At 67.8% G+C, this 17184-nt stretch carries 16 protein-coding genes and 1 pseudogene; 4 read left to right on the forward strand and 13 right to left on the reverse strand.

All coding sequences use genetic code 11. The annotated features are described in order from the left end of the window. Positions 1–35: 35 nt before the first annotated feature. Genes MHEC_RS16245 through MHEC_RS16260 form a run of 4 tightly spaced genes read right to left on the reverse strand, consistent with a single transcriptional unit; the run spans position 36 to position 3757 of the window. A complete protein-coding gene (locus tag MHEC_RS16245) occupies positions 36–1226 on the reverse strand; it encodes a lipid-transfer protein (protein WP_048893439.1) in 1191 nt (396 codons plus the stop codon). A gap of 22 nt (positions 1227–1248) precedes the next feature. Continuing rightward, complete coding sequence (truB, locus tag MHEC_RS16250; RefSeq protein WP_048893438.1) at positions 1249–2127, reverse strand: tRNA pseudouridine(55) synthase TruB; 879 nt, start codon at positions 2125–2127, stop codon at positions 1249–1251. Next, the gene (gene pptT, locus MHEC_RS16255) at positions 2124–2801 is read right to left on the reverse strand and encodes a 4'-phosphopantetheinyl transferase PptT (RefSeq protein WP_048893437.1); all 678 of its coding nucleotides are present in this window, start codon (positions 2799–2801) and stop codon (positions 2124–2126) included. The genes truB and pptT overlap by 4 nt, the downstream gene beginning before the upstream one ends. After that, the gene (locus MHEC_RS16260; protein ID WP_048893436.1) at positions 2798–3757 is read right to left on the reverse strand and encodes a metallophosphoesterase family protein; all 960 of its coding nucleotides are present in this window, start codon (positions 3755–3757) and stop codon (positions 2798–2800) included. Before MHEC_RS16260 ends, pptT begins: the two co-directional genes overlap by 4 nt. Before the next feature lie 137 nt (positions 3758–3894). Here MHEC_RS16260 and MHEC_RS16265 point away from each other — a divergent pair, with 137 nt between their 5' ends. Both MHEC_RS16265 and MHEC_RS16270 read left to right on the forward strand, forming a co-directional pair. Continuing rightward, positions 3895–4476 carry a DUF3558 domain-containing protein gene (locus tag MHEC_RS16265; RefSeq protein WP_048893435.1) on the forward strand — a complete coding sequence of 194 codons (582 nt, stop codon included), beginning with the start codon at positions 3895–3897 and terminating at the stop codon, positions 4474–4476. A gap of 64 nt (positions 4477–4540) precedes the next feature. After that, entirely contained in the window at positions 4541–6190 is a 1650-nt protein-coding gene (locus MHEC_RS16270) for a CocE/NonD family hydrolase (RefSeq protein ID WP_048893434.1), read from the forward strand. Positions 6191–6319: 129 nt separating this feature from the next. Here MHEC_RS16270 and MHEC_RS16275 read toward each other — a convergent pair whose 3' ends face one another. The 3 genes from MHEC_RS16275 to MHEC_RS16285 form a co-directional block, all read right to left on the reverse strand. After that, positions 6320–8008, reverse strand: coding sequence for a transposase (locus MHEC_RS16275; protein WP_201399603.1), 1689 nt, complete (start codon positions 8006–8008; stop codon positions 6320–6322). Between the two features lie 100 nt (positions 8009–8108). Further along, positions 8109–8669, reverse strand: coding sequence for a DUF1802 family protein (locus MHEC_RS16280; RefSeq protein WP_048892891.1), 561 nt, complete (start codon positions 8667–8669; stop codon positions 8109–8111). Continuing rightward, entirely contained in the window at positions 8666–8929 is a 264-nt protein-coding gene (locus MHEC_RS16285) for a DUF2277 family protein (protein WP_048892890.1), read from the reverse strand. Before MHEC_RS16285 ends, MHEC_RS16280 begins: the two co-directional genes overlap by 4 nt. A 55-nt stretch (positions 8930–8984) precedes the next feature. Here MHEC_RS16285 and MHEC_RS16290 point away from each other — a divergent pair, with 55 nt between their 5' ends. After that, positions 8985–9740, forward strand: a complete 756-nt coding sequence (locus tag MHEC_RS16290; RefSeq protein ID WP_048892889.1) for an enoyl-CoA hydratase — start codon at positions 8985–8987, stop codon at positions 9738–9740. 19 nt (positions 9741–9759) lie between these two features. Here the strand turns inward: MHEC_RS16290 and MHEC_RS16295 are convergent, their stop codons facing one another. Together MHEC_RS16295 and MHEC_RS16300 are read right to left on the reverse strand one after the other, a co-directional pair. Beyond that, positions 9760–10467, reverse strand: coding sequence for a DUF5642 family protein (locus MHEC_RS16295; protein ID WP_162838790.1), 708 nt, complete (start codon positions 10465–10467; stop codon positions 9760–9762). A 145-nt stretch (positions 10468–10612) separates the two neighbouring features. Continuing rightward, positions 10613–10852, reverse strand: coding sequence for a hypothetical protein (locus MHEC_RS16300; protein WP_048892888.1), 240 nt, complete (start codon positions 10850–10852; stop codon positions 10613–10615). A gap of 518 nt (positions 10853–11370) precedes the next feature. On the opposite strand from MHEC_RS16300, the gene MHEC_RS16305 reads away from it, so the two are divergent. Beyond that, positions 11371–11700: a hypothetical protein gene (locus MHEC_RS16305; protein ID WP_048892887.1), complete on the forward strand. Its 330-nt coding sequence runs from the start codon at positions 11371–11373 to the stop codon at positions 11698–11700. A gap of 32 nt (positions 11701–11732) precedes the next feature. On the opposite strand, the gene MHEC_RS16310 is transcribed toward MHEC_RS16305, so the two are convergent. From MHEC_RS16310 to infB, 4 genes and pseudogenes are all read right to left on the reverse strand, one after another. After that, entirely contained in the window at positions 11733–13079 is a 1347-nt protein-coding gene (locus MHEC_RS16310; protein WP_048892886.1) for an MATE family efflux transporter, read from the reverse strand. Next, positions 13045–14046 carry a DHH family phosphoesterase gene (locus MHEC_RS16315; protein WP_048892900.1) on the reverse strand — a complete coding sequence of 334 codons (1002 nt, stop codon included), beginning with the start codon at positions 14044–14046 and terminating at the stop codon, positions 13045–13047. Before MHEC_RS16315 ends, MHEC_RS16310 begins: the two co-directional genes overlap by 35 nt. Then, positions 14021–14491: a 30S ribosome-binding factor RbfA gene (gene rbfA, locus MHEC_RS16320; protein WP_048892885.1), complete on the reverse strand. Its 471-nt coding sequence runs from the start codon at positions 14489–14491 to the stop codon at positions 14021–14023. Before rbfA ends, MHEC_RS16315 begins: the two co-directional genes overlap by 26 nt. After that, positions 14491–17159, reverse strand: a pseudogene (gene infB, locus MHEC_RS16325) (translation initiation factor IF-2). The gene rbfA and the pseudogene infB overlap by 1 nt, the downstream one beginning before the upstream one ends. Positions 17160–17184 lie beyond the last annotated feature (25 nt).

Genomic DNA, 17184 nt, shown 5'->3' on the forward strand with positions numbered 1-17184 from the left:
GGCCTGTGGCAGCGCAACTACTTCGCTGCGCTCGTTCACCGCTCGGCGCGCTGATAGGCGGTGACCACCGCAGCCCCGCCCAGCCCGATGTTGTGCTGCAATGCCGCGGTGACGCCTTCGACCTGACGCTTGCCGGCGGTGCCGCGCAGTTGCCACGTCAGCTCCGAACACTGCGCTAGACCTGTCGCGCCGAGCGGATGTCCCTTGGAGATCAGGCCGCCGGACGGGTTGACCACCCAACGCCCGCCATAAGTGGTGTCACCGCTGTCGACGAGTTTGTGCGCCTCGCCTTCGCCGCACAACCCGAGCGCCTCGTAGAGCAACAGCTCGTTGGCGGAAAAGCAGTCGTGCAGCTCGATCACCTGGAAGTCGTCCGGCCCGAGACCAGATTGGTCGTAAACTCGCTGAGCTGCTTGCACATTCATGTCATAGCCGACCAGATTCTTCGCGGTGCCGTCGAAGGTCGACGCGAAGTCGGTGGTCATCGCTTGGCCGACGATCTCGACCGCCTGAGCGGCCAGCCCGTGCCCGTCGACGAACCGCTCACTGGCCAGGATCGCGGCAGCCGAACCATCCGACGTCGGCGAACACTGCAGCTTGGTGAGCGGGTCGGAAATCATCCGCGAGGCCAGGATGTCGTCGAGCGTGTAAGACTCCTGGAATTGCGCATACGGGTTGTTGACCGAGTGCTTGTGATTCTTGTAACCGATCTTGGCGAAATGTTCTGCGGTGCTGCCGTATTGACGCATGTGCTCGCGGCCGGCGGCGCCGAACATCCACGGCGCGACGGGCATCGCGAACTCGTCGATCTCGGCCATCGCCTTGACATGTTTGGCCATCGGTGATTCCCGGTCCTGCGCGCCGCCGCCCAGCGAGCCGGGCTGCATCTTCTCGAAACCGAGCGCGATGGTGCAGTCGGCGACGCCGCCGCGGATGGCCTGCGCCGCTAAGAAAAGCGCCGTGGACCCCGTTGAACAATTGTTGTTGACGTTGACGATCGGGATCCCCGTCATACCCAGCTCGTAAAGCGCCCGCTGCCCTGACGTCGAGTCACCGGCAACGTAGCCGACGTAGCCCTGCTCGACCTCGCGGTAGTCGATGCCGGCATCGGCCAGCGCGTTGGTCCCCGACTCGCGCGCCATGTCGGGATAGTCCCAGTTTTCCCGTCGCCCGGGTTTTTCGAATTTCGTCATACCCACGCCGACGACGTAAACCTTGTTTGTCATGGCCCTAGCGTACGGCGGGTGTCTACAGGTTAGCCGGGCGGAGCACAGCCACTGACTTCGTCCGCGACCGATCGTCGCGCAGCAGCGCGATCACAGCGCCATCGCGGCTGCAGGCCGCGTAGATGCCCTCGATTCCGGCAGCCGCAAGCGCGCGCCCATGGGCCGCGGCTGCAGCCTCCTGTTCGGTGAGCTCGCGGCGGGGAAACACCAGCAGACACGCCTCATCCAGGGTATGGCTCAGCCGCGGCCGCTCGGCCAGCTGGTCCAGCGAAACGGCCCGCTCGATCCCGAAACGGCCGACCCGGGTGCGCCGCAGCGCGGTCAAGTGTCCGCCGACTCCCAGCGCGTCGCCGAGATCGCGTGCCAGCGCACGGATATAGGTTCCCGACGAGCAGTCGACCTCGACGTCGACGTCGACCAGCTCGCCGTGGCGGTGGGTGGCCAGCAGCTCGAATCGGTCGACACGCACCGACCTTGGCGCGAGTTCGACCGTCTCGCCTCGCCGCGCAAGCCGGTAGGCCCGCTGGCCGCCGACCTTGACCGCGCTCACCGCCGACGGCACCTGGTGGATCTCGCCACACAGCCTGCTCATCGCTGCGGCGACCGCTGCGTCGGTCAGATAGCCAGCTGAAACCTGTTGCAGCAGTTCGCCTTCTGCGTCATCCGTCGACGTAGATTGACCCAGCCGGATCGTCGCGGCATACGACTTCGACGCGCCCGAGAGCAGGCCCAGGATCTTGGTGGCCCGGTCGATCCCGACTACCAGCACACCGGTGGCCATCGGGTCCAGCGTCCCGGCGTGCCCCACCTTGCGGGTGGCGAAGATGCGTCGACACCGCGCCACCACGTCGTGGCTGGTCATTCCCGCCGGTTTGTCGACGATCACTACGCCCGCGTTCATAGTACAATTGCCGTGAGCACCAAGCTCTTTCGCACCACCCATCGTCCCTGCAGCACCGTCAGCGGTGGGCCGGACAGCGCCGCGCCGTCGATGAGGATCTTGGACACGAACGCGCCGCTAGTGCCCTCGGGATCGACGTCGAACACGACGTGAGCATCCTCGAAACCAAGCCAGCGTCGTGTCAACGGAAACCACGCCTTGTAGGTAGCCTCCTTGGCGCAGAACAGGATCCGGTCCCAATGCAAACCGTCGGGCAACCCCGCGATTTCGTGGCGTTCCTCATCGAGGGTGATCGCGTCCAGTACACCGTCCGGCAGCACGTCGTGCGGCTCGGCGTCGATACCCAGCGAGCGCACCGCGGAGCTGCGGCCCACCACGGCGCCGCGGTAGCCGGTGCAATGGGTGAGGCTGCCCACCACACCATCCGGCCAACAGGGTTCGCCCTTCTCGCCCTTCAGGATTGGCGTCGGGGGCAGGCCCAGCTGACCCAGCGCGATGCGGGCACAGTGACGCGCAGTAACGAACTCGTTGCGCCGCTTGGGCACTGAGCGCGCGATCAACGTTTTCTCTTCGGGTAGCGGTTCGAGGCCCGGCGGATCGGAATACAGTTCGGCAAACGCCAGGTGGTCGGCATCGCCGGGCAACAGCGACGACAGCAGCGTCGGCTCCGTCATCGCCGTTGCCGCAGCCGTTCCCGGAACCGCTCAGCCTGGGCGCGCATCTCCGGAGTGATCACGAAATGCCCGCCGAACTCGTTGAGATAGCCGGGCGCGTACTGCGGATCCGGCAGCACCTGGCGCAGCCACGCGTATGGCTTGCGGCGCCGCCACTCCCGTGGGTAACCCACCGATACCTCTTCGAAGCGCACCCCGTCATACCAGGTGGTGCGGGGAATATGCAGATGCCCGTACACCGAACACACGGCGTTGTAGCGGGTGTGCCAGTCGGCTGTTTCGGTGGTGCCGCACCACAGCGAAAACTCCGGATAGAACAGCGCGTCACAGGGCTCACGCACCAACGGAAAGTGGTTGACCAGCACGGTGGGTGTCATCCAGTCCAGCTGTTCGAGCCGGGCGCGGGTGGTGGCCAGCCGGTCTCGGCACCACGCCTCACGGGTGGGGTACGGCTCCGGTGACAGCAGGAACTCGTCGGTGGCCACCACGTTGCGTTCCCGGGCGATCGCCAACCCTTCGGCTTTGCTGGCGGCCCCCTCCGGCAAGAAGGTGTAGTCGTAGAGCAAAAACATCGGCACGATGGTGGCCGGGCCGCCGCGCTCGGTCCACACCGGGTACGGATGCTCGGGCGTGACGATGCCCATCTCGTCGCACATATTGACCAGGTAGTCATAGCGCTCGCGGCCGAAGACCTGCACCGGATCGCGGTTGGTGGTCCACAGTTCGTGGTTGCCGGGCACCCAAATCACCTTGGCGAAGCGTCGGCGCAGCACATCCAGCGACCAGCGGATCTCGTCGGTGCGTTCCGCGACGTCACCGGCGACGATCAACCAGTCGTCCGGTGACGACGGGTGCAGCGATTCGGTGACGGGTTTGTTGCCGATGTGGCCAGTGTGCAGATCCGAGACCGCCCACAGTGTCGGCTGGCCGCCGTTCGTCTGCTCCCGCGCTGCCACGACTCCCCAGCCTAACGGTCCACCGGCCGCGCCCTCGGCCGCGTCGTACCTAGAACTAGAACAGGTTCTTGTTTCCTCTGTGCCCGCGCCGACCCGGCTTGTACACTCCCGACAATCAGGCCGAGTCAGGGGGTGTGATGCTCACCAAGCTGCGTCTGCTCGCGGCGCTGGGTGCGCTGTCCAGCGCCGCGGTCTTGGTGTGGCAGAGCGCGCCGCCGGCGGTGACCGGCAGCGGCCGCGTCGAATTGCGGTCCACCGCGGCGCCGATGGAGCCGGCCACCACGATGAAGAGCCCGATCATCGCGACCGTCAACCCCCGACCGTTCGACCCGTGCGAAGACATCCCGTTCGACGTGGTGCAGCGGCTCGGGCTGAGCTTTACCCCGCCCGAGCACGAAGAGGGGCTGCGCTGCCACTACGACGCGGGCAACTACCAGCTGGCGGTCGAGCCGATCATCTGGCGCGGTTACGCCGAGTCGTTGCCGCCGGACGCGGTTGAAACCACTGTCAACGGCCACCGCGCCGCCCAGTACTGGGTGCTGAAGCCGACGTGGCGCAACAGCTATTGGTACGTCTCCTGCATGGTCACGTTCAAGACCAGCTACGGGGTGATCCAGCAGTCGCTGTTTTATTCGACGGTGTATTCGGTGCCGGACGTCGACTGCCCGTCCACCAACCTGCAGCGGGCACAAGAACTCTCGCCGTACTACGTCTTTTAAGGTCTTTTAAGCCCGCTTCCGGGCCTGCGGTGGGATCCGGCGGGTAGCCGGATAACCTGACGCGATGAGCACCACCTTCACCGACCGCGCCGGCGGGTCGCTGCGCGTGTGGTTAAACCGGTTCGGCGGCCAGGCGCTGGGCCGGCTGTTACGCCTGCCCGAAGCCACGACACGGTACACGGTCACCCCGGTTCGCATCCCGATGCGCGACGGGGTCGACCTGCGTGCCGACCACTATGCACCGGCCGGACCGCCCGCCGGCACCCTGCTGGTGCGCGGACCCTACGGCCGCGGGTTCCCGTTCGCGCTGGTATACGGGGCGTTGTACGCCGCCCGCGGCTACCACGTGGTGGTGCAGAGCGTGCGCGGAACGTTCGGCTCGGGCGGTGTGTTCGAGCCGATGATCCACGAGGCCGCCGACGGCGCCGACACGGTCGCGTGGCTGCGTCACCAGCCGTGGTTCACCGGTCGATTCGCCACGATCGGTTTGTCGTATCTGGGCTTCACCCAGTGGGCGCTGTTGCAGGATCCGCCGCCCGAACTGGCCGCGGCGGTGATCACCGCGGGCCCGCACGATTTCAGCGCCTCTACCTGGGGCACCGGGTCGTTTGCACTCGCCGACTTTCTGGGCTGGAGCGATCTGGTCGCCCACCAGGAGGCGCACGGGTTAGCCTGGTCCGGCGCCCGCCAGCTGCTGGCCCGCCGATTGGTGACCCGCGCGACCGACGGGTTGCCGATGGGCGAGGCGGGCCGCACGCTGCTCGGCACGGGGGCACCATGGTACGAGTCGTGGCTCGAACACCCCGACCCCGAGGACCCGTTCTGGGAGCCGCTGCGGTGTCCGGCCGCGTTGGACCGCGTGCAGGTTCCGGTGCTGCTGTTCGGCGGCTGGCAGGACATCTTCATCGGCCAAACGCTGGAGCAGTACCGCCACCTGCACCGGCGGGGCGTCGACGTGGCACTGACGGTCGGCCCCTGGACCCACGCCCAGCTGCTCCGCAACGGGCTGGGCACCATCACCCGCGAATCGCTGGGCTGGCTGGACTGTCACCTGCGCGGCGTGGATGCACCGCCGCGGCCCGGCAGAGTCCGGGTCTTCGTCACCGGGCAAGGCTGGCTCAACCTGCCCGACTGGCCGCCGAGCACCACCGAACACGTGCTGTACCTGCTGCCCGGCGGCGGCCTGGACAGCACACCGCCGACGCCGACGGCGCCGCCGGCGTCGTTCCGTTACGACCCCGCCGACCCCACTCCCACCGTCGGCGGTCGGCTGCTGTCGCCGCAGGGCGGTTACCGCAACGACGAGTCGCTGGCCCGACGCGACGACGTGCTGTGCTTCACCGGGGCCACGCTGACCGAGGACGTGTGCGTGCACGGCAATCCGGTCGTCGAGCTGACGCACAGCTCGGACAATCCCCACGTCGACCTGTTCGTCCGGGTCAGCGAGGTCGATGCCCGAGCCCGGTCGGTCAACGTCACCGACGGCTACCGGCGGCTGACCGACGCAGCGGATACGGTCCGGATCGAGCTCGACGCCATCGCGCACCGATTCCGCGCGGGCTCACGCATTCGCGTGCTGGTGGCCGGCGGGTGTCATCCCCGCTTCGCGCGCAACCTCGGAACCGGCGAGCCGCCGGTGTCGGGCCGAGAGCTGAAGCCCGCCACCCACTCGGTGCACTTCGGCGCTTCCCGTCTGGTGCTACCGGTCGCCTAGGACGGCGCTGATGTAGTGACCCCCGTGGGGCGGGGATTTGGCGGTATCGAGATTTCGACGGCTGTGATGGCTTTCGCTGGCTGATCTGATCGGGGTAGCCGTGTGGCCGGGTGGCCCGGTGGTCCCGGATCAGGCGATGGCCCAACCCCCGGCGTGTGGGTGCAAGCCCAAGGTGGCCAACCGGGCGAGGTTGATCGCTCCTGCTCGGGCCAGGATGTCGGTCAGGATGCGTTTTTGGCCGCGGCACCGCGCCTTGCGACCACCCCAGGGGCGGCGGGTGAAGTGACTGATCTTGCGTTCCACGACCGGCCGATACGTTCGGTAATCGGCCTGCCAGGCCGGATCGCGTTGGCGGGCCTTGGCGTGCTGCAGGGCGGCTTCATGGGCATGGATGGTGATCACCCGCCCGCGACGGGCTTTGGTGCACTCCGCCTGCAGTGGGCAGGACCCACAGAACGAACCGAAGCGAGCGACCTGCTGACGTCGGCCGGTGCTGATCGCCACGGTGTGCTCGGCCGGGCAGGTCACGGTGCCGGCGGCCAGGTCGATACCGAACCGGTCTTTGGAATAGCCGTTGGCGTTGCGCACCGGGGGCACCTTGGCGCGCATGTCATGACCCCGCCCGGTCTGCTCATCCAGGGTGGCCCCATCGGCGTAAGCCGAATCGCCATACACCTCAAAGACGTTCGGCTCCGACTCGTTGTGCACATGCTCGCCGTGATCGGTGATCGTTTCATCGGCATCGGCATCGGCATCGGTGGCGGCATCGGTGCTGCTGTCGGTGTCGGGGGCGGTGGCGGGTGCAGCACTTCTGATGTCGGTGGCGGGGTTGCCCAACAGCTCATCGATGACCTCACGGTCGGCGGCGTTGGCCGCGGTGATGGCCACCCCGGTGATCAGCTCGTCGTCGGGGTCGATACCCAGATGGGACTTGTAGCCATCGAAGGTCCGCGCCCGCGACTTATGCCCATGGCGGGCTTCGGTATCGACGGTGGAGATCATCCGGTCTTTGGCCACTCGCCGGGCAATGCGGAAGATTCCGTCGTCGCCGGCTTCGACGTCTTGGCCGGCCACCAGCGCCAACAACTCGACCGCCTCACTGAGTGCCCCATCGAGCTTGCGGCCGTCGAGGGCCTCCAGTGCGGCGTTGGCGTCGCGCACCAGCGCATCGACCAAGGCTTCACGCGCTTTGGGGTCATCCCAGTCACACGGTGGTTTGCCCAGGCTGGCGTAGTCATCGTCGCGGGTCAGCACGGTGCGCACCGCACCGGCCACTTCCGGATCGGCCCGATCAGCCACGGTCAGCAGTTTGCGGATCGCGGCCCGCAGCTGGATCACCGTGTCCTGGGTGGCCACCGCATCCAACAGCGGCGTCGAATCCAGCACCCGGCGTCGTCCCCGCAACAACCCCGCCGCTCGCGCGGTGGTGTTCACGTCCTCGAACAACCGCCGTGGCCGATCCGATGCGCGTAGCCGGTTGCGCATGCCGACCAGCACCGTGGGATGAAAAGCCTCGGCGTCCACCGTCAACCCGGCGGCCGCTTTCCAGCGCAGATCAAAGGCCAACCGGTCACACGCCTCCCGATCCGACAATCCCTCATAGGCCTGCAGCAGCATCACTGTGGCCATCACCCGCGCCGGCACCGTCGGTCGACCCAGCGCCGAGCGCTTGAACAGATCAGCGAAATAGTCATCGTCAAACAGTGCACCGCCGTGCTCGGCCAACAGCCGGTAAATACTGCCCGCCGGCAGCTGATCACCCACCAGCAGCATCACGTCATCGAACCGGCCCTGCCGATCCTCCCGTCCCAAAGCCACACATCAGATCCTCGTCGACCACCTACGCGAAATCCGCTCAGGCACGCCGAAAGTCAGCGACTAAAACAGCACCGCCCTAGCCGACGCCGTTAACAGCCCGTCAGCCGACGGCGTCACGGACCCGGGCCGCGATCCGGCCCAGCGTGGCGTCGTCGTGCACCGGAGTGGCCAGGTTCGGCGTCATCGGCAGCTGCACCCAGCTGCTGCAGCCGGCGTACCCGGGCGTGCGCGCCAGCCGCACCGGCTCGGCCAACGGCGTGGCCGAGACCACCAGCACCGTCAGTCGGTGCTTGGGCCGGAAATCGAGCCGATCCGCGCGCACCGAGTCGGCCGTCCAGATATGCAGATCCGCGATGGCATCGATGTTCTCCGGACGGCTAACCTGCAGCGCTGCAACGACTTTCGCTGCGGCACGCACGACAATGTGGTTGTCGGTGCTGTCCGCGGCCGCCGGCAACAGCAGATCGTGATGTTCGGGCCGGACCCGTTGGGCGTGGCTGTGCGCCACGGTCGGAAACAGCAGGAACTGCTCGGCTGCCACGTCGAATCGCTTTTCGTGAATGCCGCCCTTGCGCAGCAGCACGGTCTGGCGCCCGTCGAGCAGCGCGCGCACAACAGCGCCCCACTCCTTGAGCGCGGGCACCGTCGCGGTGTGGGTCACCGGGCCATCCGGGCTGCGATTTCCGGCCGGCGCAGCGGCGGGATGGATTTGGGGGGTTGGCGGCGCGCTGGCAGGGCCTCCAGCAGGCGCGTCGTCACCGCCGCGACCTCGGCGACCGCCGCCTCGAAAGCCTCGGCGCCGGCCGGCGACGGGTGGGTGATGCCGCTGACCTTGCGCACATATTGGCGTGCGGCGGCGGCGATCTCTTCGGCGGTGGCGGCGGGCACCAGTCCGCGCAGCTCGGTGATATTGCGGCACATGGCTCAACGATAGGTGCGCCCGCGGCGCCCTGGGGCGGCTGGCTACGGTGAGGTGATGAGCGAGAATACCTTGCTGGTTGACACCGACGGGCGGATCCGCACCCTGACCCTCAACCGGCCGGCGTCGCGCAACGCCCTTTCGGCGGCGCTGCGGGACCGCCTGTTCGCGGCCCTGGCGCGGGCCGATGCCGACGACGACGTCGACGTGGTGATCCTCACCGGTGCCGACCCCGTGTTTTGTGCGGGGCTTGATCTCAAAGAACTGGGCGGGCAGTCGGCACTGCCCGACATCTCCCCGCGCTGGCCTGCGATGACGAAGCCGGTGATCGGCGCGATCAACGGTGCTGCCGTAACCGGCGGCCTGGAGTTGGCGCTGTACTGCGACATCCTGATCGCCTCCGAGCGCGCGCGATTCGCCGACACCCATGCGCGCGTGGGTCTGCTTCCGACATGGGGCCTTAGCGTGCGACTGCCGCAAAAAGTGGGGATCGGTCTTGCCCGTCGGATGAGCCTCACCGGCGACTATCTGTCCGCCGACGACGCGCTGCGGGCCGGGCTGGTTACCGAAGTGGTGCCGCACGAGCGACTGCTGCCCGCCGCCCGTGAGGTTGCGGCATCGATTGTCGGCAACAACCAGCGCGCCGTGCGCGCGCTGCTGGCGTCCTATCACCGCATCGACGACTCGCAGACCAGCGCGGGACTATGGCTGGAAGCCGCGGCGGCCCGGCAGTGGATGAGCACCGCAACGGGCGAGGACATCGCCAGCAACCGTGAAGCGGTGCTGCGGCGCGGACGCGCGCAGGTGCGCTGACCCCAACGCCGCAGTGCGGTTACCGGCCGCGCACCGCCGATGTGGCCTTCACCAGCAGATCCGACAGCAATCCCTGCGGGTTGAGTTGCGCGTCGGTGCTGCCCATGACGACAACAGAGGTTTGGTCATCGAGGGCCGCGGTGAACACATAATCCGGATCTTCTGCGGCATCCACGCTCAGCTTGGCCCCGGTGGTGGTGACGCCCGCGATGCTCGGGGCGGCAATGCGTTCAGCTGTCCCACTTGCCTTGGGCGAGCCGGACACCGAGACCCGATCGCAGCCTGCCGGCGGCTGGCTGGCCCGCACCGGCTGGGGCAGCCGCATTGCGACGATGTAGATGTTTCCCTGATCTCCCTGCCCGCGAACACCCGCGGCCTGGGTGCCGACCGAAGGTTCAACATGGGGCGGGACGAGGACCGCGCGGCATTGCGGCGGGTCCACCTGGGCTCCGGTGAACGCGGTGATACCAGAGCTGGCAATGTCTTGTTGGGTCAGGGTTTTCGACGGTTCCGCCTCGCCCGCGAAGCCCGGCGGAAGGTCATCTTTGACGCGGTCGACGCGCGAGATGTCGTATGCGGCGCCCGCCGGTGACGCGGCTTGCGGCCGCATCGCCGACGCGTCCGCGGGTTTGCTTTCTGACGGATGCCCGCACCCGGCGAGGACACTCACACCGAGTGCCGCCAGAAACGACGTGATTTTTGCAGTCCAGCATCGTGGGAAAGTCATCGCATGAGCCCCTGGAAACGGTCCGTAGGTTTTCAACCGCCGACAGCCAAACACCGGTCCTAACACGCGGTTTCGCGGCAGCGTCGACGTCGTGGTGGTTGGCGCTGGAGGCCGGGCCAAAGGCCCGGCCTCCAGCGCCGCTACCTCACCACCACCACCACCAGCGGTGCCACCAGCCGCGGTGATGCCACCAGTGCTGCGGCAGGGGTGAGCCGTAGCCCGTGGCCGCGACATTCGTGACGGCGGTCATGGCGGGCCCCGCCGACGTGGGCGCCGGGACGGCGTGTGCCGCGGGGATGGCGCCAAACACCATGGCGCCGCTGACAAGGCCGACCCCCACCGCACCAATCGCCGAGCGACGCGCCGCGTCCGACAAAAGCGACATGACAAAACCTCCTTCGTCTCGATTTCCCCGGCTTGAATTGATACCCAATGTAATTGGATACCCAAAGCCACGCAATTGTCAAAGGGCTTTGACCAATCTCACCATCGCCATTACAGGTATTCCTACGCGGCCCCGGCATGGGCGCGAAAGAAGCTGTTTTCATATACTTCTGCATGTCGTCGCAGAAGTAGTGTGGACCTCAGTAGCTACTGGGTATCAGTACCTCCGTAAGTACATAGCCGCATGTCACAGTGAATACTCCGGGGCTAATATCCGCGTCTAAGGAAATCAGTACTCGATGGATATTCCCGTGCTGTGTCATCGCTCGACGATGCGTCACAGTATTTTGGCAGCATTTACCTCTGCGCGTCGCTGAATATCAAATTATCTGCATGCTGAATGTGATTTCGATGCAATGGGGAGTCAGTGCGATGCCGGTCGGAAGCACTGAAATGCACCACCGTTGATATGCTGATTTAGCCCAGTCTGTGCCAACGGAAACGGAAGGTTCCGCCCCTATGAGCCCTGCCGCCGACCGCTTCGACGCCGGCGCCGAACGGTTCCGCGCCCACGCGGCGGCCGGCGCCCCGCCCGCCTCCTTGGACGGGGCCGAGGTCACCGAACGGCTCACCGCCATCCGACAATCGCGGACACGACGGACCCGACGCACCGTCGACCTCACGGCCGCCCAGCACCGAGGCCTCGACATCTGGCAGCGAGAGGCAGCCGACCGCCTCGGCCTGGCTCGCGTCACCGGACAAGAAGTCCTGTCCGCGCTGATCGACCAACTGCTGACCGACCGCCAACTTTCGGCCCGGATCCTGCGAACCATCCAGGCCCGGCGCTGACCGGTCCAGCGGAGTGGCCAACCGCCGGCCGCTCAGGTCGTACCGGTCACCGCCCAGCGACCGGAAACAGCGCGAGCCCCGACGAAGGCCAGTCGCAGCACCATGAAGGTCGTTAGCCCCGACCAAATTCCCGCCAACCCCCAGCCGAACACCAGCGACAGCCACATCAACGGCAAAAAGCCCGCCAGCGCGCTGACCAGGGTTGCGGTACGCATGAATGGCGCGTCGCCGGCGCCCAGCAGCACCCCGTCGAGGCCGAAAACGATTCCGGCAACCGGTAATTGGGCCACCAGAAACCACCATGGCACGCCGATGGCGGCCAGCACCGATGCGTCGCCGGTGAAAAGCCGTGGCAGGGCCGAGGCACCGAAGGCCAACGGCGCGGCCAACGCGGCGGCAGCGATCGCCGATAACATGGTCACCCGGCGCGCTACCGATTTCGCGTGCGTGATCTGGCTCGCCCCAAGCGCGGCCCCGACCAGTGCTTGCGCCGCGATAGCTAGCGAATCGAGAACCAGCGCAAGGAACTCCCATAACTGCAGCACGACCTGATGCGCCCCTAAGGCGGCGGCACCGAACCGGGCCGCTACCGCCGCGGCGGACACGAAGCACGCCTGGAAGGCCAGCGTTCGCACCATCAGGTCGCGGCCCATCACCAGCTGGGCCCGCAGCACGCTGAGATCCAGGCGCAGCGGCACCCTTTGTGCCAGCAGAGCGCGGCCGAACAGCAGCGCGGCCAACCACTGGCCGACGAGGTTGGCCACCGCCGAACCGGCCAGCTCCAACCGGGGCAGGCCCAGCCAGCCGTATACCAACAACGGACACAACAGCGCCGAAAGGCCGAAACCCGCAACCACGTAGCGCAACGGGCGCACAGTATCCTGCACCCCACGCAGCCAGCCGTTGCCCGCCAACGAAACCAGCATCGCCGGTGCACCCAGGATCGCGATGCGCAGCCACGGCAACGCTGCCGTCGCGATGTCGGCGCGCGAGCCGATAACCGAGACCAGCGGGACGGCGACCACCTCGACCACCAGGACGATCACCGCCCCCAGGGCCAGCGCCAACCACGTCGCCTGAACACCTTCGGCCACCGCCGCGGCGTGGTCCCTGGCGCCGAAGTAGCGCGCCGAACGCGCCGTCGTGCCATATGACAAGAACGTCAGGTCCGAACCAACCAGCCCAAGGATCAGCCCACCGATCGCCAATCCGGCCAGGCTCAAAGCGCCCAGCCGGCCGACGACCGCGGTGTCGAACAACAGGTAGAGCGGCTCGGCGGCGAGCACACCCAACGCCGGCAGGGCCAAGCTGGCGATTTGCCGGCCACCGGCGGGTGCGTGCTGGTCAGCCGAGCGCGGCGCGCAGCGACGCGACAACATCGGCCATCGAGCCGGCAGTCGAATACCCGGCCGCCAGCGTGTGTCCGCCTCCGCCGAACGTCGACGCGACCGCCGCCAGATCGACGGTCGCTTTCGCCCGCATGGACACCGACCACTGCTGCGGCTCAACCTCTTTCAGCACGGCCGCGACTTCAGCTTCTTGCGTGGTGCGCACGATGTCGACGATGCTTTCAACTTCTTCCGGCCGGGCGTTGATCCACTGTTTGTGCTCCACAACCGCATAGACCAGTCCGCGACCGCCCACCGCGTCGGGCAACAGCTGCGCCGAGCCCAGCACCCGTGAGAGCATCCGCAGCCAGGTGAACGGATGGCTGTCCAGCAGCATCCGGCTGACTGCGGCGTTGTCCACGCCGAGCTCGACCAGCCGGGCCGCCAACCGATGAGCGCGGGCACTGGCCCAGCGAAACGACCCGGTATCGGTGATCAGCCCCGCGTACAGGCAGTGCGCCACGTCGACGCCGATCGGCTCACCCCACGCATCGAGCAGCTCGGCGATTAGCATCGTGGTGGAATCCGCCGACGGGTCAACGAAATTCGCGGTCCCGAACAGCTGGTTCGACGCGTGATGGTCGATGACCAGCAGCTGGCGCCCGGCTGTGGCCAGATCGCCGAGGCCGCCGAGCCGGTTGACGCTCGGAATGTCCACGGTGACGGCGACATCAACGTTGCGGCGCATGCGGCCCGGCTCAACCAACAGCTGGCCACCGGGCAGCGACCGCAGGGAATCCGGCAGCGCAGCCGGTGCGGCGAAGCTCACCTGGACCTGCTTGCCGCACCGGTCGAGCACCAAGGCCAGTGCCAGCCCGGCGCCGATGGTGTCGGCGTCGGGAAAGACATGGCAGATGACGCCGATCGCGGCCGCATCGGACAGCAACCGCGCGGCGCCGGCGGCGTCCACGCGCCTGGCGTCGGAGACGAGGTCAGTCGTCGGATCGGTCGTCGTCACCGACATCCTTAGCATCCGGGTTCGTCCGGTACGGATCGGGCTCCCCCGCCGGCTTGGCGCCTGATCGCACGCGAGCCAGATCGGCGTCGGCTGCGCGGGCCCGGGCCAACAGCTCCTCCATCCGCTGCGCGGTGTCGGATGCGGTGTCCCGGACGAACGTCAAGGTGGGGGTGAACCGCACACCGGTGCCGGCCCCGACCTTGGTGCGCAGCACTCCCTTGACTCGTTCGAGGGCCGCCGCCGCGCCGGCGTAATCCGGTTGCTCGTCCAAAGTGCGACCCATCACCGTGTAATACACCGTCGCGTCATGCAAGTCGCCGGTCACCTTGGCGTCGACGATGGTCACCCCGGCCAGCCGCGGATCCTTGATCTCGTGTTCGATCGCCGAGGCGACGATCGCGACGATCCGCTTGGCCAGCCGGCGCGCCCGGGCCGGATCGGCCATCAGGCGCGTTCCTTTTGGACCAGCTCGTAGGTCTCGATGACGTCGCCTTCCTTGATGTCGGCGTAGCCCAGCGTCAGACCGCATTCGTAACCGTCACGGACCTCGGTGACGTCGTCCTTTTCCCGACGCAGCGACTGGACGGTCAGGTTCTCGGCGACCACGATGTTGTCGCGCAGCAGCCGGGCCTTGGCGTTGCGCCGCACCGAACCGGAGGTGACCAGGCAACCCGCGATCAGGCCGACCTTCGAGCTGCGGAACAGTGCCCGCACCTCGGCGCGGCCCAGCTGCACTTCCTCGTACACCGGCTTGAGCAGCCCGCGCAGCGCCTTCTCGATGTCGTCGATGGCCTGGTAGATCACCGAGTAGTAGCGGATCTCCACGCCCTCGCGGTTGGCCAGCTCGGTGGCTTTGCCCTCGGCGCGCACGTTGAAGCCGATGATGATGGCATCCGAGGCCGAGGCCAGGTTGACGTTGGTCTCGGTGATCGCACCGACACCACGGTCGATGACCCGCAGCGCCACCTCGTCGTCGACCCGGATGCCCATCAGGGCCTCCTCCAGAGCCTCGACCGTACCGGCGTTGTCGCCCTTGAGGATCAGGTTCAGCTGACTGGTTTCCTTCAGCGCCGAATCCAGGTCCTCCAGGCTGATCCGCTTGCGGGCGCGAGCCGCCAGCGCGTTGCGTTTGCGGGCGCTGCGCCGGTCGGCGATCTGGCGGGCGATGCGGTCCTCGTCGACGACCAGGAAGTTGTCCCCGGCGCCGGGCACCGACGTGAACCCGATGACCTGCACCGGCCGCGACGGCAGCGCCGCCTCGACGTCGTCGCCGTGCTCGTCGACCATGCGGCGCACCCGCCCGTAGGCGTCGCCGGCGACCACCGAGTCGCCGACGTGCAGGGTGCCGCGCTGCACCAGCACGGTGGCCACCGGCCCGCGGCCGCGGTCCAGTTGCGCCTCGATCACCACACCCTGGGCTTCCATGTCGGGGTTGGCGCGCAGGTCCAGCGCGGCGTCGGCGGTCAGCAGCACCGCCTCCAGCAGCGCTTCGATGTTGGTGCCCTGTTTGGCGGAGATATCGACGAACATCGTGTCGCCGCCGAATTCCTCCGGCACCAAACCATATTCGGTGAGCTGCCCGCGGATCTTGGCCGGGTCGGCACCCTCCTTGTCGATCTTGTTCACCGCCACGACAATCGGCACCTCGGCGGCCTGCGCGTGGTTGATGGCCTCCACCGTCTGCGGCATGACACCGTCGTCGGCGGCCACCACCAGGATCGCGATGTCGGTGGCCTTGGCGCCGCGGGCGCGCATCGCGGTAAACGCCTCGTGGCCGGGGGTGTCGATGAACGTGATCGGCCGCTCGACGCCGTCATGCTCGACCGACACCTGGTAGGCGCCGATGTGCTGGGTGATGCCGCCGGCCTCGGCCTCGCGGACGTTGGTCTTGCGGATGGTGTCCAGCAACCGGGTTTTCCCGTGGTCGACGTGACCCATGACGGTCACGACCGGCGGACGCACCTGCAGATCCTCTTCGGTGCCCTGGTCCTCGCCGTAGGTCAGGTCGAAGGACTCCAGCAGCTCACGGTCTTCGTCCTCCGGGCTGACGACTTGGACGTTGTAGTTCATTTCGCTGCCGAGCAGCTCGAGCGTCTCGTCGCCGACCGACTGGGTGGCGGTGACCATCTCCCCGAGGTTGAACAGCGCCTGCACCAGCGCGGCCGGGTTGGCGTCGATCTTCTCGGCGAAATCCGACAGCGACGCACCGCGGGCCAGCCGGATCGTCTCACCGTTGCCGTGCGGCAGCCGAATGCCGCCGACCACCGGGGCCTGCATCGAGTCGTATTCCTGGCGTTTCTGCCGCTTGCTCTTGCGGCCGCGCTTGGGCGCGCCACCGGGACGGCCGAACGCGCCGGCAGCGCCGCCACGTTGCCCGGGACGCCCACCGGCCCCGGGACGGCCGCGAAAACCCCGGCGGGCGGGGCACCGACCCCACCCCCGCGGTACGGGCCGCCGCCGCCGACACGACCGCCGGTCGGGATTCCCGGCCGGCCACCCGCAGCGGGCCGCGGCACACCCGGACGGGGTGGGCGGCCTTGCCCGGCGGCGGGCCCGCCCGGTCGTGGCGGCATGCTGCCCGGTGACACACCGGGACGCGGTGCCCCGGGCCGGCCAACGCCGGGACGGGGAACCTGCGGCCGCGGAATGGGCCGCTCGACCGGTTGTGCGGTCGAGAACGGGTTGTTGCCGACGCGCGGCGTGCGGATTCCCGGCTTGGGCCCCGGGCCTGGGCGCGGCCCGGGAGTCGGCGGGCGTGTCGCGCCGGGGGCTCGGTGGGAGGAGCCGCGGACGCCGCCGCGGGCGGTTCGGCCGCGGCCGGCTCGGCCGGCTTGCGGCCGGCGGTTTTCGGCGGTGCGGTCGCCACGCCACCGTCACCGGCGACCTTGGCGGCCCCGGCAGCCGCTTCGCCGTTGCCGGCGGCCTTATCCGCTGTCTTGTCGGCAGCGGCCTTCCCCGCCGAACGATTCACGCAGCCGACGCGCGACCGGCGCCTCTACCGTCGACGACGCCGATTTGACGAATTCGCCCTGTTCGCTGAGCCGGGCGAGAACTTCCTTACTGGTAACACCGAGTTCCTTGGCCAACTCGTGTACGCGGGCCTTGCCTGCCACTACTTCTCCTGTCCATGAGGCGACA

Origin of the sequence: Mycobacterium heckeshornense (assembly GCF_016592155.1) — a bacterium.
Lineage (GTDB): Bacteria > Actinomycetota > Actinomycetes > Mycobacteriales > Mycobacteriaceae > Mycobacterium > Mycobacterium heckeshornense.

Coding starts and splice junctions, on each gene's coding strand:
- MHEC_RS16285 (WP_048892890.1), bottom strand. CDS start 8,929: ATGTGCCGCAATATCACCGAGCTGCGCGGACTGGTGCCCGCCGCCACC.
- pptT (WP_048893437.1), bottom strand. CDS start 2,801: ATGACGGAGCCGACGCTGCTGTCGTCGCTGTTGCCCGGCGATGCCGAC.
- MHEC_RS16310 (WP_048892886.1), bottom strand. CDS start 13,079: ATGTTGTCGCGTCGCTGCGCGCCGCGCTCGGCTGACCAGCACGCACCC.
- MHEC_RS16295 (WP_162838790.1), bottom strand. CDS start 10,467: ATGACTTTCCCACGATGCTGGACTGCAAAAATCACGTCGTTTCTGGCG.
- MHEC_RS16300 (WP_048892888.1), bottom strand. CDS start 10,852: ATGTCGCTTTTGTCGGACGCGGCGCGTCGCTCGGCGATTGGTGCGGTG.
- MHEC_RS16305 (WP_048892887.1), top strand. CDS start 11,371: ATGAGCCCTGCCGCCGACCGCTTCGACGCCGGCGCCGAACGGTTCCGC.
- MHEC_RS16265 (WP_048893435.1), top strand. CDS start 3,895: ATGCTCACCAAGCTGCGTCTGCTCGCGGCGCTGGGTGCGCTGTCCAGC.
- MHEC_RS16245 (WP_048893439.1), bottom strand. CDS start 1,226: ATGACAAACAAGGTTTACGTCGTCGGCGTGGGTATGACGAAATTCGAA.
- MHEC_RS16270 (WP_048893434.1), top strand. CDS start 4,541: ATGAGCACCACCTTCACCGACCGCGCCGGCGGGTCGCTGCGCGTGTGG.
- MHEC_RS16290 (WP_048892889.1), top strand. CDS start 8,985: ATGAGCGAGAATACCTTGCTGGTTGACACCGACGGGCGGATCCGCACC.
- rbfA (WP_048892885.1), bottom strand. CDS start 14,491: ATGGCCGATCCGGCCCGGGCGCGCCGGCTGGCCAAGCGGATCGTCGCG.
- truB (WP_048893438.1), bottom strand. CDS start 2,127: ATGAACGCGGGCGTAGTGATCGTCGACAAACCGGCGGGAATGACCAGC.